This window comes from Altererythrobacter litoralis, assembly GCF_036324225.1.
GTDB lineage: Bacteria > Pseudomonadota > Alphaproteobacteria > Sphingomonadales > Sphingomonadaceae > Erythrobacter > Erythrobacter litoralis_A.
Window position 1 is genome coordinate 162,682 of the sequence record NZ_JAZDQV010000002.1, and the last position, 22,167, is coordinate 184,848.

The 22,167-nt window shown below is 63.8% G+C and carries 21 protein-coding genes; 11 read left to right on the forward strand and 10 right to left on the reverse strand.

What is annotated here, in order from left to right; genetic code table 11:
- Positions 1–76: 76 nt before the first annotated feature.
- The 4 genes from VRS74_RS02630 to VRS74_RS02645 all read left to right on the forward strand — a co-directional run bounded on the left by VRS74_RS02630 (position 77) and on the right by VRS74_RS02645 (position 2,779).
- Complete coding sequence (locus VRS74_RS02630; RefSeq protein WP_354143688.1) at positions 77–535, forward strand: hypothetical protein; 459 nt, start codon at positions 77–79, stop codon at positions 533–535.
- 74 nt (positions 536–609) lie between these two features.
- Complete coding sequence (locus tag VRS74_RS02635) at positions 610–1,236, forward strand: 1-acyl-sn-glycerol-3-phosphate acyltransferase (protein ID WP_354143689.1); 627 nt, start codon at positions 610–612, stop codon at positions 1,234–1,236.
- The gene (locus tag VRS74_RS02640) at positions 1,229–2,026 is read left to right on the forward strand and encodes a DUF1295 domain-containing protein (protein ID WP_354143690.1); all 798 of its coding nucleotides are present in this window, start codon (positions 1,229–1,231) and stop codon (positions 2,024–2,026) included. Before VRS74_RS02635 ends, VRS74_RS02640 begins: the two co-directional genes overlap by 8 nt.
- Before the next feature lie 123 nt (positions 2,027–2,149).
- Positions 2,150–2,779 (forward strand): hypothetical protein, encoded by a 630-nt coding sequence (locus tag VRS74_RS02645; protein WP_354143691.1) that lies wholly within the window; start codon positions 2,150–2,152, stop codon positions 2,777–2,779.
- Between the two features lie 9 nt (positions 2,780–2,788).
- On the opposite strand, the gene VRS74_RS02650 is transcribed toward VRS74_RS02645, so the two are convergent.
- The 3 genes from VRS74_RS02650 to gyrB are packed head-to-tail and all read right to left on the reverse strand — an operon-like array spanning position 2,789 to position 7,161.
- A complete protein-coding gene (locus VRS74_RS02650) occupies positions 2,789–3,526 on the reverse strand; it encodes a M50 family metallopeptidase (RefSeq protein ID WP_354143692.1) in 738 nt (245 codons plus the stop codon).
- A 10-nt stretch (positions 3,527–3,536) separates the two neighbouring features.
- Positions 3,537–4,622: an AI-2E family transporter gene (locus VRS74_RS02655; protein ID WP_354143693.1), complete on the reverse strand. Its 1,086-nt coding sequence runs from the start codon at positions 4,620–4,622 to the stop codon at positions 3,537–3,539.
- A gap of 37 nt (positions 4,623–4,659) precedes the next feature.
- The gene (gene gyrB, locus VRS74_RS02660) at positions 4,660–7,161 is read right to left on the reverse strand and encodes a DNA topoisomerase (ATP-hydrolyzing) subunit B (protein WP_354143694.1); all 2,502 of its coding nucleotides are present in this window, start codon (positions 7,159–7,161) and stop codon (positions 4,660–4,662) included.
- A gap of 128 nt (positions 7,162–7,289) precedes the next feature.
- On the opposite strand from gyrB, the gene VRS74_RS02665 reads away from it, so the two are divergent.
- Positions 7,290–8,675 (forward strand): L-serine ammonia-lyase, encoded by a 1,386-nt coding sequence (locus VRS74_RS02665; protein WP_354143695.1) that lies wholly within the window; start codon positions 7,290–7,292, stop codon positions 8,673–8,675.
- Between the two features lie 7 nt (positions 8,676–8,682).
- On the opposite strand, the gene VRS74_RS02670 is transcribed toward VRS74_RS02665, so the two are convergent.
- A complete protein-coding gene (locus tag VRS74_RS02670; RefSeq protein WP_354143696.1) occupies positions 8,683–9,522 on the reverse strand; it encodes a PIG-L family deacetylase in 840 nt (279 codons plus the stop codon).
- An 86-nt stretch (positions 9,523–9,608) separates the two neighbouring features.
- On the opposite strand from VRS74_RS02670, the gene VRS74_RS02675 reads away from it, so the two are divergent.
- Positions 9,609–11,147 (forward strand): class I adenylate-forming enzyme family protein, encoded by a 1,539-nt coding sequence (locus VRS74_RS02675; protein ID WP_354143697.1) that lies wholly within the window; start codon positions 9,609–9,611, stop codon positions 11,145–11,147.
- Positions 11,148–11,160: 13 nt separating this feature from the next.
- On the opposite strand, the gene VRS74_RS02680 is transcribed toward VRS74_RS02675, so the two are convergent.
- Both VRS74_RS02680 and VRS74_RS02685 read right to left on the reverse strand, forming a co-directional pair.
- Positions 11,161–11,586: a hypothetical protein gene (locus tag VRS74_RS02680; RefSeq protein ID WP_354143698.1), complete on the reverse strand. Its 426-nt coding sequence runs from the start codon at positions 11,584–11,586 to the stop codon at positions 11,161–11,163.
- 129 nt (positions 11,587–11,715) lie between these two features.
- Positions 11,716–11,880 carry a hypothetical protein gene (locus VRS74_RS02685; RefSeq protein ID WP_354143699.1) on the reverse strand — a complete coding sequence of 55 codons (165 nt, stop codon included), beginning with the start codon at positions 11,878–11,880 and terminating at the stop codon, positions 11,716–11,718.
- A gap of 425 nt (positions 11,881–12,305) precedes the next feature.
- On the opposite strand from VRS74_RS02685, the gene guaA reads away from it, so the two are divergent.
- Positions 12,306–13,880, forward strand: coding sequence for a glutamine-hydrolyzing GMP synthase (guaA, locus tag VRS74_RS02690; protein ID WP_354143700.1), 1,575 nt, complete (start codon positions 12,306–12,308; stop codon positions 13,878–13,880).
- 4 nt (positions 13,881–13,884) lie between these two features.
- On the opposite strand, the gene VRS74_RS02695 is transcribed toward guaA, so the two are convergent.
- The gene (locus VRS74_RS02695) at positions 13,885–14,517 is read right to left on the reverse strand and encodes a TetR/AcrR family transcriptional regulator (protein ID WP_354143701.1); all 633 of its coding nucleotides are present in this window, start codon (positions 14,515–14,517) and stop codon (positions 13,885–13,887) included.
- The gene (locus VRS74_RS02700; RefSeq protein WP_354143702.1) at positions 14,517–15,767 is read right to left on the reverse strand and encodes a cytochrome P450; all 1,251 of its coding nucleotides are present in this window, start codon (positions 15,765–15,767) and stop codon (positions 14,517–14,519) included. The genes VRS74_RS02695 and VRS74_RS02700 overlap by 1 nt, the downstream gene beginning before the upstream one ends.
- Positions 15,768–15,940: 173 nt before the next feature.
- Between VRS74_RS02700 and VRS74_RS02705 the strand changes: the two genes are divergently transcribed.
- Entirely contained in the window at positions 15,941–16,915 is a 975-nt protein-coding gene (locus VRS74_RS02705; RefSeq protein ID WP_354143703.1) for an NAD(P)H-dependent flavin oxidoreductase, read from the forward strand.
- 80 nt (positions 16,916–16,995) lie between these two features.
- Here the strand turns inward: VRS74_RS02705 and VRS74_RS02710 are convergent, their stop codons facing one another.
- A complete protein-coding gene (locus VRS74_RS02710; RefSeq protein WP_354143704.1) occupies positions 16,996–17,460 on the reverse strand; it encodes a hypothetical protein in 465 nt (154 codons plus the stop codon).
- 91 nt (positions 17,461–17,551) lie between these two features.
- Positions 17,552–17,806 carry a zinc-finger domain-containing protein gene (locus VRS74_RS02715; protein ID WP_354143705.1) on the reverse strand — a complete coding sequence of 85 codons (255 nt, stop codon included), beginning with the start codon at positions 17,804–17,806 and terminating at the stop codon, positions 17,552–17,554.
- Between the two features lie 87 nt (positions 17,807–17,893).
- Here VRS74_RS02715 and VRS74_RS02720 point away from each other — a divergent pair, with 87 nt between their 5' ends.
- The 3 genes from VRS74_RS02720 (at position 17,894) to VRS74_RS02730 (ending at position 22,159) form a co-directional block, all read left to right on the forward strand.
- Positions 17,894–18,829, forward strand: coding sequence for an ABC transporter ATP-binding protein (locus VRS74_RS02720; protein ID WP_354143706.1), 936 nt, complete (start codon positions 17,894–17,896; stop codon positions 18,827–18,829).
- Positions 18,829–20,415: an L-aspartate oxidase gene (nadB, locus tag VRS74_RS02725; RefSeq protein WP_354143707.1), complete on the forward strand. Its 1,587-nt coding sequence runs from the start codon at positions 18,829–18,831 to the stop codon at positions 20,413–20,415. Before VRS74_RS02720 ends, nadB begins: the two co-directional genes overlap by 1 nt.
- 64 nt (positions 20,416–20,479) lie before the next feature.
- The gene (locus VRS74_RS02730) at positions 20,480–22,159 is read left to right on the forward strand and encodes a flavin-containing monooxygenase (protein WP_354143708.1); all 1,680 of its coding nucleotides are present in this window, start codon (positions 20,480–20,482) and stop codon (positions 22,157–22,159) included.
- Positions 22,160–22,167: the final 8 nt, after the last annotated feature.

A 22,167-nucleotide genomic window follows, 5' to 3' on the forward strand; every position in this document is an offset into this window, starting at 1 on the left:
GTGCTTCAGTGTACTCGCAGCTCCTCAAGCGTTCGCTGCTCCTATTGCTCCTCAGGCTCCTCCTCAAAATCCGCAGATGTCGACGGACGCCGACAATCTCCCGTCATGGGCGAGCCCGGAACACCCGGAAGATTCGTCGGCCGATCTGGAGTTGGTTGCTCGCGCTTTCATGACGGCACTCAGACACCCAAAGTCCAATTTTCGTGGCGCGCCCGCGCTGCATGATAAGGCGGTTGTGACCGCGATCTCTCGCGCGGGCGATCCGGTTGCCTTGGCAGGCGAGCAGGCGCACACATTCCTGCTCACAGTGTTCAATCCGGACAATGCGAAGTTCCGCATGGCCGCGCCGGAGGTTCGGGTCGAAGGCAATTACGGTCTCGTTACTCGCAGATTCAGTGCGCAGGAGCCGGGCAGGGGTGAGGAATGCATGGTGTTCCACGCTGAAGCATGGCGCAACGGGCAGCGTTGGGAGTTTCTGCGGATCACGCTTGCCAGCATGCCCTATTTCGACAAGTGCGAAATCCAGGAGGGGTGACCGCGCGTCGAGACGTCGAAACCCTCTCGCTTTCCGCTGCATAGCTGCTAGGCCGTAGCGTCAAGGGAGAGGAAATGTCGCAAGCCAGGGGCCGCAAGCGCTCGATATTGTCGCGCATAGTGCGCCGCATCATCATGGCGCTCTATCGCTGGAAGGGCTGGAAGATCGACGGGCACCTGCCCGATCTGCCGAAATTCGTGATCGCGGGCGCACCGCACACGTCCAACTGGGATTTCGTGTTCTTCATCGGTGCCACCGCAAAGGAAGGCGTCGAACCCAATTTCATGGGCAAGCACACGCTGTTCAACGGCGTCATGCGGAATTTCATGTTCGACATGGGCGGCATCCCGGTCGACCGCAGCAAGCGCGCCAATTACGTCGATCAGGTGGCAGAGGCGTTCGCCCGGCGCGACCACCTTGCGCTGGTGATCGCGGCAGAAGGATCGCGCACTACCGACGGCAGCTGGAAATCGGGCTTCTACCACATCGCGCAGGCCGCCAATGTGCCGATCGTGCCGGCCTGGGTGTGCAATGAGCGCAAAGTGCTGGGCTTCGGGGAACCTGTCTGGCCCAGCGGCGATTATGGAGCTGACTTGTTGAAGATCGCGCGCTTCATGCGATCGAAACTGCCGGATTACGAGCGCTTCAAGGTGCTGGAGGCGCAAGCGCTGCGGATTATCGAGGAGAAGGGCCATGCTTGACGCACTGCTGGTGAATGCTGCGATCCTGGTCGCGATTGTGTTTGTGCTGTGGATCATCTCGGTAAGGATCGACGATGTCTCCTTCATCGACGCCTTCTGGGGCGCGGGGATGGGCATCCTTGCGATTGCCAGCTGGCTGCATGTGCCCGGCGGCCAGCCGGGCGCGCTAGCCACGCTGTTGATGGCGATGGCTGCGGTCTGGGGCTTCCGGCTCGGCATTTACCTGCTGCGTCGCTGGCGGCGCGAGGGCGAGGACAAGCGCTACAAGATGATCCTCAAGAAGGATCGCGAGAGGGGCAATTTCGCTTTCGCCGCACTGACCAAGGTGTGGCTGATGCAGGCCGTGCTGCTGTTCATGGTCTCCTCGCCCGCGCAAGTCGGCATCCTTGTATCGCCGGAGCCCGCGCCGATCGCACCGCTGGCATGGGCGGGCGTGGCGATTTACCTCGTCGGCATATTCTTCGAATGGGTGGGCGACTGGCAGCTTGCCCGGTTCAAGGCCGATCCAGCCAATCATGGGCAGGTGCTCGACACCGGCCTGTGGCGCTACACGCGCCACCCCAATTACTTCGGCGATTGCGCCGCATGGTGGGGCATCTGGCTGGTCTGTGCGTCGGCCGGGTGGGATTATGCGCTCTACACCTTGATCGGGCCGGTGTTCCTCACCTTCACGCTCACCAAATGGTCGGGCGTGGCGCTGCTCGAAAAGGGGCTCGATCGCTCCAAGGGCGACAAATATGCCGACTACAAGCGGAGGACCTCGGCCTTCCTGCCGCTTCCGCCGAAATAGGCGGGTGAGGGGAGCATCGCAGGCGGCCCTCTCGCGGCGAAAAATATCTCGCATTTGGCGGTTTAAGCTGCGCACGGAAGGCACTAAATAGGCCCCCGTTCCACCGGGAGGAAACGGGCGATGATGTCCGCCGAAACGCGACGATCCGAACGCCAGAGGCTGGCCGCGCGTGCGCTCGAGCTGACCATCCAGCGCGGCCATGAGATCACGCTCCTCCTGCTTGCGGCGGAAGAAGGCATTTCGCGCCACCGGGTCGAAGAGCTGTTCGAGGATGACGGCGACCTGTTCGAAGCCGTGGCGGAGCTGTGGATGGAGCCGCACGTCGCGATCATGGAAGAAGTGGTCGCGAGCGACCTGCCTTCCAATCGCAAGATGTATGAATTCTTCGTCCGGCGCTTCCGCATCACGCGCGAACGCTATCGCCAGAACCCGGCGGCCTTCGCGCTGATCTGCGAACTGGGCGCCGCTCGTTTCGAGCGTGTGCGCAGCTTCGTCGACCTGGCTGACCATTATTTGTGCGAAGTGATTGCGCAGGCGCAGGTCGACGGGTTCTTCCCGGGGCTGGGGATCGACGAGACACTGTCGCTGATCAACCAGATGGTCGCCAATTACACGCTGCCCGATGCGCTGATCTATATCGACGAGAAGCTCAGCGAGGAGAAGCTGGCGCGCATCATCGATACGATTTTCATCGGGCTTTCCGCTGAAGAAGGCGGCGCGCGCGGGATCAACAGGCTGCGCCTGGCGACCTGAGCCCGAAGCTCAGCTGCGCGGCAAGCGGCCCCGCTCGCCACGCAGCGCGTATTTCAGGCTTCCGCCAATCATCAGCGTCGCACTTCCGACCAGCAGCAGCGCCCAGACCCAGTGTGGCAGAAGCAGGCTCGCTTCGATCGCGCCGGTGTCCGACAGCATCAGCTGGCCGCCGATCACCGCGTTCTCGGTGAAGAGGTAATCCCACGACAGGAACATGCTGAGCCCCGCCAGCATGCCGAGGAATTGCAGCATGAAGCGCACCATGCCGGGCTTGCCGCGCCACGCCAGCAGCGCAAGCCCCGCCGCGATCGCGGGCAGCACGATCCAGCCGGTGAGCGTGCGCACCCATACCAGCGTGGACAGCATGACGATTGTCGCGAGCACCAGCAGCGCGGGGCGCCACAGCCGCGCCCTCGCGCTTGCCAGCATCAGCGCCATGCCCATCACGCTCGGCCCCAGCGGCCCGCCCGCCGCGATCATTGCGCGTTGCCATGCCGGGATATTGGCAGGGGTCAGGCTTTCGGCCACGCCCGATCCGTCGGGGAAAATAAGCAGCCTCTGGAAGTCATGGCCCAGCGCCAGTGCGGTCAGCCCGTGTCCCATTTCGTGGAACCATGTGCCCACGATCATAAAGGGATAGATCAGGTAATTGCCGAGAGGAAGGAGCGGCGCGAACACCACGAGCACTCCGGCGATGAAGAGCCGCCCTACCTGTTCGGCCTGCGATCCGGGGGCAACGCGCTTCACGTCGCCCGCCTCAACCTTCGCTGTCGTCGTTCTTGTGGTGGAGCAAATATTCCTGCGCGATCGACCACCCGGCCAGGAACAGCCCGGCCAGCAGCGGGCCGAGCACCACGCCCGAAAGTCCCATGGTAGCGATTCCGCCCAGAGTGGTGATCAGGATAACCCAGTCGGGAATTCCGGTGTCGCGGCCCACCAGGATCGGGCGCAGCACATTGTCCGCCATGCCGATCACCGCAAGGCCCGAAACGGTCACGAAGATGCCTTCCCAGGTCGAACCGGTTGCGAGCAAATAGATCGCTGCGGGCACCCACACGATGCCCGTGCCGACCGCAGGCAGCAGCGAGAAGATCGCCATCAGCAGCCCCAGCAGCACGGCTGCCTGCACACCCACGATCCAGAAGGTGATCGCACCCAGCGCGCCTTGCACCAGCCCGACCACCACCGAACCCTTGATCGTGGCGCGCACGATCGCAACGAAGCGTTCGGCGAGCCGCTGGGCGATCTCGAACGGGAGCGGCAGGCCGCGCAGGATCGCATTGCTGACCGCCTTGCCGTCGCGCAGCAGGAAATAGGTGACGTAGAGGCCGACCAGGAAAGAGAGCACGAAGCCGAACAACCCGCCGCCGATCGCCACTGCCTGTCGCGCGATCATCCCCGCGCTTTCGGTCAGCAGGTCCTGCGCGCGTGTCTGCAGCGCAGTGAAGTCGGCCAGGCCGAGCTTTTCGAGCGGATCGCGCAGCTGCGCCGGCAAGGCATTGAGCACGTCGATGAACCAGTCGGATACATCGAGGTTCCCGTCCTGGAACGCGATCACGACATTGGCCGCTTGCTTGACCACCAGGCTGCCGATGAACAGCCCGGGCAGCAGCACTGCGAAAGTGATGAACACCAGCGTCGCAACCGCCGCGCGATTGGCTTGCCCGTTCAGCTTGGCGAGGAACCACTGGTAGAGCGGCTGGAACATGATCGCCGCGAGCGCGGCCCAGAGCACCGAAGTGGCGAGCGGCCAAACCACGAACACGAGGCCTGCGGTGAGCAACCCCAGAAGCAGGACGAAACCGAGGTGTTCGTAGCCGTCGCGTTCGCGGTCTTTCGCCATGCCTTATCCGCTCCCCAAAGGCGCCGGGCGGCGCCGCTCAGACGTCGAGATTTGCCACATTCAGGGCATTGTCCTGGATGAATTCGCGGCGCGGCTCGACCACGTCGCCCATCAGCCGGGTGAAGATCTCGTCGGTCACGTCGGCATCCTCGACCTTGACCTGCAGCAGCGCGCGGTTTTCCGGATCGAGCGTGGTCTCCCACAGCTGCTCGGCGTTCATTTCGCCCAGGCCCTTGTAGCGCTGGATCGAAAGCCCCTTGCGCCCTGCCGCGAGCACCGCGTCAAGCAGCTCGCTCGGGCGCGAGATCGCTTCGCCGCCGGCTGCGGGAGGCAGGTCGTCCGCCTCGCTATCGTCATCGGGCACGATTTCGGGCTCGGCGCCGGTCTTCACCAGCCGCCCGGGCCGGGCATAGGCTTCGGCCTGGCTGCCGGCGAGCCCGTGCAGCTTGTGCGCTTCGGCGCTGACGAGGAACTTGGCTTCGATCTCGTGCACGTCGGTCACGCCGCGCCACACCCGCTCGAACCGCACGGTGCCGTCATCGCCGATCTGCGCCGACCAGCGCGCTTCGGGATCGCCAAGCTCCATCCGCTGCGCCGCCAGTTGCAACGCCTGCGCGCGGATCGCCGGGGCGAGCGCGGGATCGAGCGCGCCCGACAGCGCCATCTGCTCGATGATCGCCGGATCGTATTTGCGCGGAATGAAACCGAGCAGGCTGCGCAGGCGCAGCGCATGGTCGACCATCATGCGCAGGTCTTCGCCCGAGCGCGCGCCGCTGACGGTTTCGAGCACGCGGCCCTGCAGCCCGGCTTCGACCAAATAGCGGTCGAGCGCGGCCTGCTCCTTGAGGTAGACCTCGCTGCGGCCCTTCGCCACCTTGTAAAGCGGCGGTTGCGCGATGAAGAGGTGCCCGGCCTTGATGATCTCGGGCATCTGGCGATGGAAGAAGGTGAGCAGTAGCGTGCGGATATGGGCGCCGTCGACGTCGGCGTCGGTCATGATCACGATCTTGTGATAGCGCAGCTTCTCGAGGTTGAACTCGTCGCGGATGCCGGTGCCCATCGCCTGGATCAGCGTGCCGACTTCCTTCGAGCTTATGATCCGGTCGAACCGCGCGCGTTCGACATTGAGGATCTTGCCCTTGAGCGGCAGGATCGCCTGCGTCTTGCGGTCGCGGCCCTGCTTGGCCGAGCCACCTGCGGAATCGCCCTCGACCAGGAACAGTTCGCTCTTGGCGGGATCGCGTTCCTGGCAATCGGCCAGCTTGCCGGGCAGGCTGGCGACGCTCATCGCGCCCTTGCGGCTCATTTCGCGAGCCTTGCGCGCCGCTTCGCGCGCGGCGGCGGCGTCGATAATCTTTTGGATGATCGCCCGCGCATCGGCCGGGTTTTCCTCCAGCCACTCGCTCATCTTCTCGCCCATCAGCGATTCGAGCGGCTGGCGAACTTCGGAGCTGACCAGCTTGTCTTTGGTCTGCGAGCTGAACTTGGGATCGGGCAGCTTGACGCTGACGATCGCGGTAAGCCCTTCGCGCATGTCTTCGCCCGACAGGCTCACCTTCTCCTTCTTCATCAAACCCGATGCGGTCGCATAATTGTTGACCGTGCGGGTCAGCGCCGCGCGGAACGCGGCGAGGTGGGTGCCGCCGTCACGCTGCGGGATGTTGTTGGTGAAGCACAGGACGTTTTCGTAATAGCTGTCGTTCCACTGCAGCGCGACATCGATGCCGATGCCCTCCTTTTCGGCGCTGACAGAGATCGGCGCGCCAATGAGCGCCTGCTTGTTGCGGTCGAGATATCTGACGAAAGCCGCGATCCCGCCTTCGTAGAACAGGTCGTGCTCGCGGGTTTCCTCGTGACGGTTGTCGCGCAGCAGGATGCGTACGCCGGAATTGAGGAAGGCCAGTTCGCGGTAGCGGTGCTCAAGCTTGTCGAAGTCGAACTCGGTCACGTTCTTGAAGGTTTCGGTCGAAGCCTTGAAAGTGACGCGCGTGCCCTTCTTGCCCGGAGGTGCATCGCCGACGATCTTCAGCGGCGCTTCCGCGTCACCGCCGCGAAACCGCATCCAGTGCTCCTTGCCATCGCGCCACACGGTCAGCTCGAGCCATTCGCTGAGCGCGTTGACCACCGACACGCCCACGCCGTGCAGGCCGCCCGACACCTTGTAGGCATTGTCATCGCTGGTGTTCTCGAACTTCCCGCCCGCATGGAGCTGGGTCATGATGACCTCGGCCGCCGACACGCCCTCCTCGGGGTGGATGTCGGTCGGGATGCCGCGCCCGTTGTCTTCCACCGACACGCTGCCATCGGGATTGAGCTCGATCAGCACGAGGTCGCAATGGTCCGCCAGCGCCTCGTCGATCGCATTGTCGGACACTTCGAACACCATGTGGTGCAGGCCCGAACCGTCATCGGTGTCGCCAATATACATGCCGGGGCGTTTGCGCACGGCGTCGAGGCCCTTCAGAACCTTGATCGATTCTGCGCCATATTCGCCCGTCTGGACGGTTTTTTCGGGAGTATTTTCGGTGTTCTCGGACATGTCCATCATATAGGCGCGCGCCGCCCGAATACCAAAGTTTCCGGCACGTTTTTACCCACAATTGATGGACGGGCTGCGGGCGCTGCAATCGCTTGATTTGCTGCGCCAACCGACGCATGCGGCTGGCCATGCTTTCAGTGCTCGACATCTTTCGCATAGGGATCGGCCCGTCCAGCTCGCACACGGTCGGCCCGATGCGGATCGCGGCCATGTTCGTGCGCGCGCTGGTCCGCAGCGACAAGCTGGAGCGCACGGCAGGAATCGCGGTCGAATTGCAGGGCTCGCTCGCGCTCACCGGTGTCGGGCACGGCACGATCGAGGCGACGATCCTGGGCCTGTGCGGCTTTGCCCCGGAAACGACCGACCTCGAACAGGCAGCCAGCGCGCTCGAAGCGATCCGCGCGGGCCACTTGCTGCCGCTGGGCGGGGTGAGGGAAATCGGCTTCGATCCGGTACGCGATATCGAGCTTGCCGGTCATGTCATCCCTTCGCTCCATCCCAATGGCATGAAGCTGGCGGCTTTCGATGATGCGGGCACGAAGCTGCTCGAGCGGACCTATTATTCGACCGGCGGCGGCTTTGTGGTGAGCGAAGCGCAATTGAAGAAGCCGCCGCGCCAGGATCGCGTTGCGACGGGTGCCGGTGTCCCGCACGACTTCGGGTCGGCCGAGGAATTGCTGCGGCAATGTGCCGGCACCGGCCTGTCGATTGCGGAGCTGGTGCTGGCCAATGAGGGTGCCATGCGGCCGCGCGACAGGACCATCGCCGGGCTCGATGCAATCGCGCGGGCGATGGATGCCTGCATCGATCGGGGCCTCTCCCGGCGCGGCGTGCTGCCGGGCGGGCTCAAGGTCCAGCGCCGCGCCCCCGATTTGTGGGACAAGCTTTCTGCCAATCCGCAATCGAACGAGCGCGAGCAATTGTTCGACTGGCTCAACTGCTTTGCCATGGCGGTGAATGAAGAGAACGCTTCCGGGGGGCGGGTGGTCACCGCACCCACCAATGGCGCGGCCGGGATCATCCCCGCCGTCATGCGCTTCTATTGCAAGAATGTGCAGGACGAGGATTGCCAAGCCAGCCGCCGAACCTTCCTGCTCACCGCGGGTGCGATCGGCCTGCTCTACAAGCAGCGCGCATCGATCTCCGGCGCGGAGATGGGTTGCCAGGGTGAAGTCGGCGTTGCCTGCTCGATGGCGGCGGGCGGGCTCGCGGCGCTGTGGGGCGCCACGCCCGAACAGGTCGCCAGTGCGGCCGAGATCGGGATGGAGCACAATCTGGGGCTGACCTGCGATCCCGTCGGCGGGCTGGTGCAGGTGCCCTGCATCGAGCGCAATGCGATCGGCGCGGTGAAAGCGGTCAATGCCGCGCGGCTGGCGCTGCACCGGACGGCAGCGGAAAGCTGCGTCAGCCTCGACCAGGTCATCGAAACCATGCGCCAGACCGGGCTCGACATGTCGACCAAATATAAGGAAACCAGCCAGGGCGGGCTGGCGGTCAATGTGATCGAGTGCTGATCGGACTCTAGTCTTGGGGCGTGGCCCCTGCCGCAGCGCGCGCCTCCGGCGTCTCCATCGGGAGTTCCGGCAGGCCGATGCGGAAATGCACCGCGCCTTGCCAGATCGAGGCGTCGAACACATCGGCAGGCTGGCTGCGGACATCGGCCGGAAACTGGCTTTCATGGCAATTCACCGCACGGCGCACCGCGGCCAGATCGGCCTGGTTGTAACCGTATGAAACGGTCAGGAGCGCGGGATCGGTAACCGCCCATTGCTGCAACTCGGGGATCGGGGGCAAGGTGCCAGCGCGAATCCCCGGATAGAGCAGGACGGGGCGGCCCTCGGGCATGGCCTGGACCAGTTGAGTGACGATTGAGCTCACCATGCGGTGGTCGCCATGGCCATATCCGCCATCCGGGCCCCAGGTCAGTACGTAACGGTAATCCCCTGCTTGCAGGATCTGGCCGACTTCCGCAGCCAGCCTGCGCGCCGGGCTGTCGGGCGCGCGCGGCATGTCGCCAAGCGTGCCGTCGCCAAGGCGGAGGAAGCGCGGCTCGCTTGCGCCCAGCGCGCTTGCGGCGCAGCTTGCTTCGCCTTCGCGCTTTTCGGCCAGTGCTACGCCCGCTTCCATTCCTGAGACGCCCGGCCCCTGGTCGCCGCTGGTGGCATAGGCGATCGCCAGCTCGGAGCCCTCTCGGGCGGCGCGGGCAATGGCCGGAGCCAAAACGATCTCGTCATCGGGATGCGCGACCACGACTAGCACCTTGGACAGTGTCCTTGGCGGCGCATTGGGCGAATCTGTCGCCTGCGCAGCCACGGCCAGCGGCATATGGGCCAGCATCGCGGCAATGAACGGGCGCAACATCGTCGATCTCCTTGGCTTCGGCCCGCGAGACTGCATAGATGCGCGGCGTATTGCAACGGGTGGGGCAACGGAGAGTACATCGCAACATGCTTGAGCAATTGAAGTCCGAATTCGGCAATTTCCCTGCCATCCTTGGGCAATGGGCCGCGAGCCAGCCCGATGCCGTCGCGCTGCGAGACGGCCAGGCTGAAGTCAGCTGGGGCGAGCTGGGCGACAAGGTCGAGCGGCTCGCCGCAAGGCTGGTCGAAACCGGGCTCGAGCGCGGGCAGTCGGTGGCGATCCTCGGCACTTCGACGGTCAATTACGCGCTGGTGTTCCTTGCTGCGGTGCGCGCGGGCGGGGTGGCCGCGCCGCTCACCACCAGCGCCTCGAAGGAACAGCTGGTGGGCATGGCGCGCGACAGTGGGGCGCGGCACCTGTTTATCGATGAAGCGAAAAGCGGCGAACTGGGCGAAGACTTCGTGCCCGAGCTCGACCACATTGCGCTTGAGGATATCGATGCGTGGATGGCGCCCAAGGGCACGCATGCGCCCGAATTCGTTCCGGGCCGGAAAGACCCGTTCAACATCATCTATTCCTCGGGCACGACCGGCATCCCGAAGGGCATCGTCCATTCGCACCTGATGCGCTGGCGGCAATTCGCCACCACCGGGACGAGCTTCCTCGAATCCGGCATGCCAGTGCGCTCGCTGGCGTCGACCCCGCTCTATTCGAACACCACCATGGTCGCCTTCCTGCCGGTGCTGCTGGCGGGCGGTACCGTCAACATCATGGGCAAGTTCAACACGGTCGGCTGGCTCGAGATCGCGCAGCGCGAGCAGGTGACCGTCACCATGCTGGTGCCGGTGCAATACCAGCGGCTCATGGCGGAACCGCGCTTCGACGAGTTCGACCTGTCGGCGCTCAAGCTCAAATATTGCACTTCGGCGCCCTTCTCCGCCGAGCTCAAGGCCGAAGTGCTGCGGCGCATGCCGGGCGGGTTGGTCGAGATCTATTCGATGACCGAAGGCGGAGTGGTGTGCCTGCTCGCCGCGCATGAATTCCCCGACAAGCTGCATACTGTGGGGCGGCCCGCGCCGGGCAGCGAAATGAAGGTGCTCGACGATGAGGATTGCGAAGTTCCGCCGGGCACGCCGGGCAATCTGGTCGGACGATCGCAGACCATGATGAGCGGCTACCAGAACCAGCCCGAAAAAACGCGCGAAGGCTATTGGACCGATCCCGAAACGGGGGATGTGTGGCAGCGCATGGGCGATATCGGCCGGGTCGATGCCGAAGGCTTCGTCGAACTGGTCGGCCGCGCGAAAGACATGATCATCTCGGGCGGGTTCAACATCTTCCCCTCGGACCTCGAAGCCGAGCTCGACAAGGAGCCGGACGTGCTCGAGGCCGCGGTGGTGGGCGTACCGTCCGAACGCTGGGGCGAAACCCCGGTCGGTTTCGTGCGGCTGGCCGAAGGCGCGCGCGATGTCGATGCGATCTGCGCGGCGGTCAATTCGCGGCTGGGCAAGACCCAGCGGCTCGCCGCGCTTTACACGATCGACGAGATGCCGCGCAGTCACATCGGCAAGCTGCTCAAGACCGAGCTGCGCGAGATGGTGGTGGCGAGCAGCGCGCGCTTCTGAACGACAGACGCCGCTATTCGCTCGCGTCGTCAATCATGTCGTAGACGATCAGCGTCCCGATCCCCAGTGCCAGCACCACGCCGCCCGCGATCAGCACGCCTGTGCTGACGCCGTGCTGCCGATCGGGCGCGCGCATTTCGCGCCCGTTGAGCATGAGGCTCTGCCTGCCATCCAGTGTGAGGCCCATGCGGCGCTCCTGCCAGCGCCGGTCGTTGTCGCGATAGGCGATTTCGAGGCCGCTGTCGGGAAGCCGCGTGCGCGTCACCAGCTCCAGGCGTGGAGCCGTGCGGCTGCGTTCGGTCGAGTGGCCGAGCGGAAGCGTGAAGGCGGCGGCGACCTGCGTTTCGGGCTGGGCCGGATCGTAGGATTGCGCAGCGGCGCTTGCGGGCAGGCACAGAGCAGCGAGCGCGAAGGCGCCGCTATTGAGGATTTTTGACAAGTTGAGTGGCCCCTTGGGTGCGAATTCAAGTCGCGGGGCCATACACTTCCGAGGGGCCGCGAGAAGGCCAGCTTTGCGACTAGTACATACTAGCCGAGTGCTGCCCTTGCGGCCCCCGGGCTTCCCACGTCAGACGATCGTGGCGTTGAACATCAGGCCGCTGAGGCTGATTGCAGCGATAAGCGAGAAGAGCTTTTCGGCAACATTGGTCATGGTCTTTTCCTTTCTTCTTGTTCTTGGCGGCCATGGAACGCGCAGGGGCGAACAGACGCGGCCTAAACCACGCGATTGCATCCCGCCTGAAGTGCGCCCCAAAGCTGCTGGTATTCGCGAGTGAGGCGCGGCCACCGGGTTGGGGGACTGGTGGCGGCCGCGCCTCGCTCGCTGCTGTGGTCGCTCGGGCCTTGCCCACCGGCACCCGAGGGAGAGGGGGGTGCGGGCGACCTGCCAGGGGGTGCCGGCTTTGGGGGCTCCGGCACGGCCTGGCTTGCTTCGGCGCGAGGGGGAGAGGGTTCTTGCCACCGATGCAGCAGTGAAATAATGCTTCACTCGATTGAACACAAATGAGAAAACACGCAGACATGTTGCGAAAACTGCAACCAACTGCACGCACTGTTCTGCGGCGGTGAGGATAGCCGCATTCGCCGCCTGCCGCCCCGGCGGTGCAAAGCGCGCCGCGAATGCTGGACAGGTTGCCCGCGCATCCTTAACGCGCCGACATGGACCCGCAGCATCTCCCCGATTCCATCCTCATCGTCGATTTCGGCAGCCAGGTTACCCAGCTGATCGCGCGCCGCGTGCGCGAAGCCGGCGTCTATTCCGAGATCGCGCCCTTCACCATGGCGGAAGAGGCATTCCATCGCCTCAAGCCCAAGGGCATAATCCTGTCCGGCTCGCCCGCCGGCGTGCCCGAGGAAGGCAGCCCGCGCGCGCCCGAATTGCTGTTCGAGGCGGGGATCCCGATCCTGGGCATCTGCTATGGCCAGCAAGTGATGAGCCACCAGCTCGGCGGCGAGGTCCGACCGGGCCATGAAACCGGTGAAGGCGGCGAGTTCGGCCGCGCCTACCTCACCGTGACCAAGGAATGCGCGCTGTTTGACGGGCTATGGAAGATCGGCGAGCGCCACCAGGTCTGGATGAGCCATGGCGACAAGGTCACCCGCTTTGCCCCCGGTTTCGAAATCGTGGCGGTATCCGATGGCGCGCCCTTCGCGGTGATCGCCGACGAGGAACGCAAGTTCTACGGCACCCAGTTCCACCCCGAAGTGGTCCACACGCCCGATGGCGGCAGGCTGATCGCCAATTTCGTGCGCCATGTCTGCGGGCTGGCGGGCGACTGGACCATGGCCGAATTCCGCAAGACCAAGATCGAGGAAATTCGCGCGCAGGTCGGAAGCGGTCGCGTGATCTGCGGCCTTTCGGGCGGGGTCGATTCCGCGGTCGCCGCGGTGCTGATCAACGAAGCGATCGGCGACCAGCTGACCTGTGTCTTCGTCGATCACGGGTTGATGCGGATGAACGAGGCCGAACAGGTCGTCACGCTGTTCCGCGACCACTACAACATCCCGCTGGTGCATGTTGATGCGGAGGACATGTTCCTTGGCGGGCTGGCCGGGCTCACCGATCCCGAAGCCAAACGCAAGTTCATCGGCAAGACCTTCATCGACGTGTTCGAGGCCGAAGCGCAGAAGATCGGCGGGGCCGATTTCCTTGCGCAGGGCACGCTCTATCCCGACGTGATCGAGAGCGTCAGCTTCACCGGCGGGCCGTCGGTCACGATCAAGAGCCACCACAATGTCGGCGGCCTGCCCGAACGCATGAACATGAAGCTGGTCGAGCCGCTGCGCGAATTGTTCAAGGATGAAGTGCGTGCGCTGGGCCGCGAGCTGGGCCTGCCCGAAGTCTTCGTCGGCCGCCATCCCTTCCCCGGCCCGGGCCTCGCGATCCGCATCCCCGGCGAAGTGACCAAGGAACGCTGCGATATCCTGCGCAAGGCCGATGCGATCTACCTCGACGAGATCCGCAAGGCCGGGCTCTATGATGCGATCTGGCAGGCTTTCGCCGTGCTGCTCCCGGTCAAGACCGTCGGCGTGATGGGCGATTACCGCACCTATGACAGCGTGTGCGGCTTGCGCGCGGTGACATCGACCGACGGGATGACGGCAGATGTCTATCCCTTCGAGGCGAGCTTCCTCACCGGCTGCGCGACGCGCATCGTCAACGAAGTGCAGGGGATCAACCGCGTGGTTTACGACTATACGTCGAAGCCGCCGGGCACGATCGAATGGGAATAGGCGGCTAAGCCGCTTCCTTCACGCGCTCCCCGATCCGCTCCACCGCCGCGTGGATCGTGCGAGCGGCGCCGTCGTCCAGCCGGTCCTCGAACAAGGTCAGGTGCTGGAGCAGGGTCTTCCGCACCGCGCCATGCGGCTGGCCCAGCTCGGCATGGTGTTCCAACCCGTAACGCATGATGATCGTGGCGTTGACCGCCAGGTCGCGCAGGCGCGCGACCGGCCAGTCGAGCAATCCCGCATCGACCAGCGCGGCCAGATGCGCTTCGATGCTGTCCTCGGTCTCGACCAGCCAGCCCGCCACCCGGCTTGCGATTGGTTCGACATGCTCGCCGTAATGCGGCTGGTCGCGATAGAGGAAGCGATAGTCGCGCAGTTCGCGCATCAGCGCTTCGAGCATGGCGCAATAGGAGCCGACCGGGTTCGCCCGATCGGGCCGCATGGCCAGGCGCGCGGTGATCCTATCGGCAAACTCCTCCGCGATCGCGGCGAGCAGGTCGCGCTTGGTCTTGAAGTGATACCACAGATTGCCTTCGGCGATGCCGCAGGCCTCGGCCAGCGCGGCGGTGGTAACCGCGCCATAGCCGGCCTCGTTGAACAGCAGCCTCGCCTTGAGGGCAATGCGGTCCCTGGTCTTCATCAATAGTGCGACAGCTGGACCGGCAGGCGCTTGTAGCCATGGACGAAGCAGGCCGGGACCCGGGTCGGCTCGCCCACGACATTCACCCGCAGGCGGCGCTTGCCCATTTCCTCGAGCAGCGTGTGTAGCTGGAGTTCGGCCACGCGCGCACCCACGCAGCGGTGGATGCCATATCCGAAGGAAAGGTGGCGGCGGGCGTTGGGCCTGTCGACCTTGATCGCATCGGGGTCATCGAAAACTTCCTCGTCGCGATTGGCCGAGATGTACCACAGCACGACCTTGTCGCCCTTCTTCATCAGGGGGCCGAACATGTCGGTATTTTCTTCCACAGTTCGGCGCATATGCGCGAGCGGAGTCTGCCAGCGGATGATTTCCTGCACGGCATTGGGGATCAGCGAGGGGTCGGCTTCCAGCTTGGCGCGCTCTTCGGGGAACTGGCTCATCCCATAGGCATAGCCCGACATGGAATTGCGGGTGGTGTCATTGCCGCCCACGATCAGCAGGATCAAATTGCCGATGAACTCTTCGGGGCTCATGTCCTTCATCGCTTCGGACTGGAGCATCACCGAAATGAGATCCTTGCCCGGATTGGCCAGGCGTTCCTGCCACAGCGCGGCAAAGGCCGCCCCCATTTCCTGCATCTTGGCCAGGCGCAGCTCGATGTTGCCCTCGTCCTTGATCAGTTCGACGTCGCCGCCGAAATCGGACCATTCGGTTAGTTTGTGGCGTTCTTCCCAGGGGAAATCGAACAGCTTGGCCAGCATGCCAGTGGTGAGTTCGATCGAGACCTTCTGGACCCAGTCGAAGGTTTCGCCGACCGGCAGGGTGTCGAGCAGTTCTGCAGTGCGCTGCTGCACTTCGGCCTTCATGTCGGCGACTTCGGACGGGCCGAAACTGGGGGCTACGGTACGACGCTGGCCAGTGTGCTGCGGCGGGTCCATCGCAATGAACATCGGTTCGCGCATATTGTATTTTTCGAGCAATTCCGGGCTGCCGGAAATGGCGATGCCGCCCTTGTCCCACGCCGACGAAAAGATCTTGGGCAGCGCTTCGATATGCTGGATCTGCTTGTGCTTGGAAACCGACCAATAGGGGCCGAATTCGCTTTCCGGCACCCATTGGATCGGCGCATGCTCACGCAATTGCCGGAAGGCTTCTTGCCAGGTGTCCTCGACGTAGAGTTCCTTGCGCGACACATCGATCGGATCGATTTCTGACGGCTTGACGCTGAAATCTGCTGCTGTGGCCATAGCGAATAATCTCCCTCCCAGACTCTGATTAGGGTGTATGCCCTAATTTTTGGAGCCGGACAAGCAGGTGCCTGGCGCTACGGCTCGCGGCCTCGCAAAAGCGGGCCTTGCGCGGCTGCGCATTCTCCGCGAGGCTCGCGCCAAAATCAGCAATTGCAGCAGGGAGATTCGCCATGAAAACCGCCATCACCGAAATGTTCGGCATCGAGCACCCCATCATCCAGGGCGGCATGCACTTCGTCGGTTTCGCCGAAATGGCGGCGGCGGTGTCCAACGCCGGCGGGCTGGGCATCATCACCGGGCTGACCCAAGGCACGCCCGAGAAGCTCGCGAACGAGATCGCGCGCTGCAAGGACATGACCGACAAGCCCTTTGGCGTGAACCTCACTTTCCTGCCTTCGCTCACCCCGCCCGACTATCCGGGGCTGGTCAAGGCGATCATCGACGGCGGCGTGAAGGCGGTCGAAACCGCAGGTCGCAACCCGGCGCAGGTGATGCCCGCGTTGAAGGATGCGGGGATCAAGGTGATCCACAAATGCACCAGCGTTCGCCACAGCCTCAAGGCACAGGAAATCGGTTGCGACGCAGTGTCGGTCGACGGTTTCGAATGCGGCGGTCATCCGGGCGAGGATGACGTGCCGAACTTCATCCTGCTGCCGCGCGCGGCGGACGAGCTGGAGATTCCCTTCGTATCGAGCGGCGGCATGGCCGACGGGCGCAGCCTCGTCGCTTCGCTCGCCATGGGCGCCGCGGGCATGAACATGGGCACGCGCTTCATCGCCACCAAGGAAGCGCCGGTGCATGAGAATGTGAAGAAAGCGATCGTTGCCGCTTCCGAACTCGATACCCGCCTCGTCATGCGCCCGCTGCGCAACACCGAACGCGTGATGACCAATGAAGCGGTTGAACGCCTGCTCGAGAAGGAGCGCAAACTCGGCGCCGACCTCAAGTTCGAGGACATCATCGGCGAGGTCGCGGGCGTCTATCCGCGCATCATGATGGAAGGCGACATGGATGCCGGCGCATGGAGCTGCGGCATGGTCGCGGGCCTGATCCACGATATTCCGACCTGCAAGGAGCTGATCGACCGGATCATGCAGGAAGCGCATGACATCATCGCGCGGCTCGATCGCTTGCAGGCCGCCTGACGCTTCGACTTCCCGGAATCAAAAAGGGGGAGCGCCCGCCACACGCGCTCCCCCCTTTCTTGTGACTGCGATTTCGGCGATCAGCCTTCGCCGTCGTCCTTCGCGCTTTCGTCCTTGACCCTGGTGTAGGGGATGAAGTCGTCGAGGAAGATCACGCCCGAATACATGTGGCTGAAACGATCGACCATGGTGACATTGTCGAGCCGGCAAAGCTGCGTGCCGCCGAAGCGCCTGATCACCAGGATCTCGTCATCGTCGATGTCCTCGGGGTGCTTGGTGCGATTGACGTAGATCGTATTGCCCGAGCCATAGACCAGCGCGGTTTCGTCGATGATCCGGAAACTCTGGTTTCCGGTCGTCCGGATGCAGCTGGTCGGCTCGCCCGCGACGCGGCCTTCGAGCAGCTTGGCGAGTTCCTTCTCGCCCTTGGTCATTTCGTGTTCGTGCTGCGAATGGTCCTGCGGTTCGTCACCGGCGAGGACCGGCGATGCGAGCAGGCCGAGCGCAGCGCCGGCTATCAGGGCAATAGGCAATAAACGGGGCATGGCGTTACTCCTTACAAGGCTAAGTGCCTGAAAGGATTCATACCATATTTTGCTGAACTGGGGATGAGTGGAGCGTCCTAGCACTCAGCGCTTATTGCGGGCTGGCGCCTTCCGAAATGTCGGGCAGCTGCGACTGGTCGACACCGTCCGCCGGGCCGCCTTTGAGCACGAAGCGCCGGTCGCAATAGCCGCAGTCGACATAGCCGTGCTCGTCGATCTGCAAATAGACGCGCGGATGGCCCAGCGCGGCCGGGCGATAATTGGCGCCGCCGCGGATTCCGCTGGCGCCGTCGCAGCTGACGCGGGTGGTTTCGACCGTGATCACTTCGGGCGGTGCAATGCTCATGGAGAGGCGAATAGTAAGAAGCGCGCGGATTCGCAACGGGTCACCAACCCCTTTGCAGACTTCGCATAAAGGCTTAGTGCGCAGGCCATGACCAATCCGCCCGCCATTTCGATCCGCGACCTTGCGAAAACCTATGCCGGCATCAAGGGGGCGCCGGGCAAGGAAGCGCTCAAGGGCGTCAGCTTCGACGTGCCGCAAGGCCAGATCTTCGGCCTGCTCGGCCCCAATGGCGCGGGCAAGTCGACGCTGATCAACATCCTTGCCGGGCTCGTCACCAAGACCGGCGGCAGCGCCGAAATCTGGGGTTTCGACATCGACACGCGTACGCGCAATGCGAAACGGTCGATCGGCATCGTGCCGCAGGAAATCGTGTTCGATCCTTTCTTCACGCCGTTCGAAGTGCTGGAGAACCAGGGCGGCTTCTATGGCATCGCCAAGCATTTGCGGCGCAGCGAGGCGCTGCTCGAAGCGGTGCGGCTGGCGGACAAGCGCGATGCCTATGCCCGCACGCTGTCGGGCGGGATGAAGCGCCGCCTGCTGGTGGCCAAGGCGATGGTCCATTCGCCGCCGATCCTGGTGCTCGACGAGCCGACCGCCGGGGTCGATGTCGAACTGCGCAAGCAGCTGTGGGAACTCGTCTCCAGGCTCAATGACGACGGCGTCACCATCGTGCTCACCACGCATTACCTCGAAGAGGCCGAAGAGCTGTGCGACCGGATCGCCATCATCAACCATGGCGAGCTGATTGCGAACAAACCGACCCGCGAGCTGGTGGACATGGCGCGCGAGAAGATCGTGCGGGTCTCGGTCGACAAGGACCTGTCCGGCCCGATCATGGAAGAAGGTTTCACTAAGGCTGATTTGCTCGACGCACGTACGCTCGAGATCACCTACAACCGCGACCGGGCAAGCGCGGGCCAGGTGCTCGCGAAGGTGCAGGAGCACGGCTATGTGATCGAGGACGTGACGACGCGTGAGCCCGATCTCGAAGACGTGTTCGTGCAGCTGACAGGTTCGGGCTGATGAGCGGAACCGAGCACGACGTCCTGATCATCGGTTCGGGCGCGGCGGGGCTTACCGCGGCGCTGGCGCTGGCCGAAACCAAGCGCGTGCTGGTGCTGGCCAAGGGCGATTTGCGTTCGGGCAGCACGGCATGGGCGCAAGGCGGAATCGCTGCGGTGCTCGACGCGGGCGACACGTTCGAGAACCACATCCGCGACACCATGGTTGCGGGTGCTGGCCTCAACCGGCGCGAGACGGTGGAATTCGTGATCGAGAACGCCCCGCGCTCGATCGAGCGGCTGATCGAACTGGGCGTGCCGTTCAACCGTGAAGGCGCTGACCTCCACCTCACCCGCGAAGGCGGGCACTCGCATCGCCGCATTGTCCATGTGGCCGACGCCACCGGCTGGGCAGTGCAGGCCGCGCTGCTCAAGGCGGCGGAGGAAAATCCCAACATCACGCTCTTGCCCGGGCGCGCCTGCATCGACCTTGTCACCGGGCGGCATGGAGAGCGTTTCCGGGGCGATGGCCGCGTGTGGGGCGCCTATGCGCTCAACGAAGTCACCGGCAAGGTCGAAAAGCACCTGGCGCGCGCCACCGTGCTGGCTTCGGGCGGGGCCGGGCGCGTCTACCAGTTCTCGACTGCGCCGCGCGGCGCGACGGGCGACGGGATCGCCATGGCATGGCGCGCAGGCTGCCGCGTCTCCAACATGGAGATGATGCAGTTCCACCCGACCTGTCTCTACAATCTCGAGGTCAAGAACTTCCTCATTACCGAGGCGGTGCGCGGCGAAGGCGGGCGGCTCTACAACCCCGTCACCGGCGAACGCTACATGGAGAAGTACGACCCGGAGCGGATGGAGCTGGCCCCGCGCGACATCGTGGCGCGCGCCAATGACGACCAGATCAAGCGGTACGGCCTCGACTACGTCCATCTCGACATCAGCCACCAGCCGCCAGAATTCGTGCGCGAACACTTCCCGACCATCTACGAGAAGCTGCTCGGGCTTGGCATCGACATGACGAAGGAGCCGATCCCGGTCGTCCCGGCGCAGCATTACACCTGCGGCGGCGTGCTGATCGGGCTCGACGCGCGCACCGATTTGCCCGGCCTTTGGGCGGCGGGCGAATGCACCGAAAGCGGGCTGCACGGCGCGAACCGGCTTGCTTCGAACAGCCTGCTCGAATGCTTCGTGTTCGGCGAAGCCGCCGCGAAGGGCATCCTCGCCAGCTGGGACGCGCTCGACGCTCCGCCCGCGATCAAGGATTGGGACGAAAGCCGCGTCACCGATTCCGACGAGGAAGTGGTGATCAAGCAGAACTGGACCGAGATCCGCCGCTTCATGTGGAACTATGTCGGGATCGTACGCACCACCAAGCGGCTCGAGCGCGCGGCGCACCGGATCAAGCTGCTGACTGACGAGGTCGACGATTATTACGGCCACTTCCGCGTTACCACGGACCTGATCGAGCTCAGGAACCTGCTGCAATCGGCCGAGCTGATCGTGACCAGCGCGCTGCGGCGCAAGGAAAGCCGCGGGCTGCACTATACGCTCGATTTTCCCGAAACCTTGCCGGCCGCGGAAGACACGGTGCTGGTGCCCTAGAACGCGCTGGACTCGGCGCGTCTCCCCGCGCACACTCCTGCAGTCGCAGCGAAGGGAGAGCGCTATGGCGGAACGGGAATTTGACGCGATTGTTGTCGGAGCCGGATTTTCCGGCCTCTATATGCTGCACAAGCTGCGCGGGCTAGGTTTCACAGCCAAGGTGATCGAAGCGGCCGACGATGTCGGGGGCACGTGGTACTGGAACCGCTATCCTGGCGCGCGCTGCGATATCGAGAGCTACGACTATTCCTATTCCTTCGACGAGGACTTGCAGCAGGAATGGGCATGGAGCGAGCGTTATGCGCCGCAGCCCGAGATCCTGCGTTATCTCCAACACGTGGCCGAGCGGTTCGATCTCAGGCGCGATATCCAGTTCGAAACCCGGGTCGAACGGGCGGTATGGAATGACGATGCGAAGCGTTGGACGATCGAGACCGATCGCGGCGATAGCTTCAGCGCGCGTTTTTGCATCATGGGCACCGGATGCCTTTCCTCGTTCAACCGGCCCGACATTCCCGGATTGGATGACTTCGCGGGGCCGGTCTATCTCACCGGCCAATGGCCGCATGAAGGGGTCGATTTTACTGGCCAGAGAGTCGCGGTAATCGGCACCGGCTCAAGCTCCGTCCAGTCCACTCCGATCATCGCCAAACAGGCCGAGCGGCTGACAATATTCCAGCGCACGCCCAATTATGTCGTGCCGGCGCACAATTACGCCATTCCGCCCGAGGAAGAGCAGGCGATTAAGGCGAATTATGCGCAGCTGCGCGCAACCGCTCGGGAATCCGCCGTCGGATCGGGCAGGATTTTACCACGTACGCCCGTTCTTGCCACCAAACTAGATGAAGAGACTTTCCGTGCAGATATGGAGCGCCGCTATGCTGTCGGCGGACTGATCGGATTTACCGGTGCCTATGCCGACATCACTGTCGATCCCGCCGCTGCGGAACGGATGGAGGCCTTTATCGCCGAAAAGATCCGCGAAGGGGTCGATGATCCCGAGACGGCCGAGAAGCTGATACCGCGTTCGCATCATATCATGACCAAGCGGCTTTGCGTCGACATCGGCTATTACGAGAATTTCAATCGCGACAATGTCGAGCTGGTTGATATCAAGACGACGCCGATCGAACGGATTGAAGCGCATGGCTTACGCACCAGCGAGCGATTTTACGAAGCCGATGCGCTGGTGCTGGCAACCGGATTTGACGCGATGACGGGGTCGCTCGAAAGGATCGAGATCCGCGGCAAAGGAAACCAGACTCTGGCGGAGAAATGGGCGGCTGGGCCGATCACCTTCCTCGGCCTGATGAGTGCGGGCTTCCCCAACCTCTTCCTGGTCACCGGCCCTGGCAGCCCATCGGTACTGACCAATATGGTCAGCTCGATCGAGCAGCATGTCGATTACATCGCAGATGTGATGGTGATGATGCGCGACCGCGGCGCGCAGGAATTCGAGCCTTTGCCAGCGTGTGAGCTGGCATGGGTGGAGCACAATAATTCGGTCGCAGCGACGACGACCTTACCGGATGCCAACAGCTGGTACATGGGCGCGAACATCCCGGGCAAACCGCGTGTCATGTTGCCCTATTTTGGCGGTTTTCCGGCCTACCGAAACATTTGCGACGAGATTGCCTCTGAATGCTACTCCGGGTTCTCCATCGACGGACAAGCGACTGCTTGCGACGTCGATTTCGAGGACCACGTAATGCGGTTGATGCCTGAAGAGCTTGCCGAGGCTTAGGCAGCGTG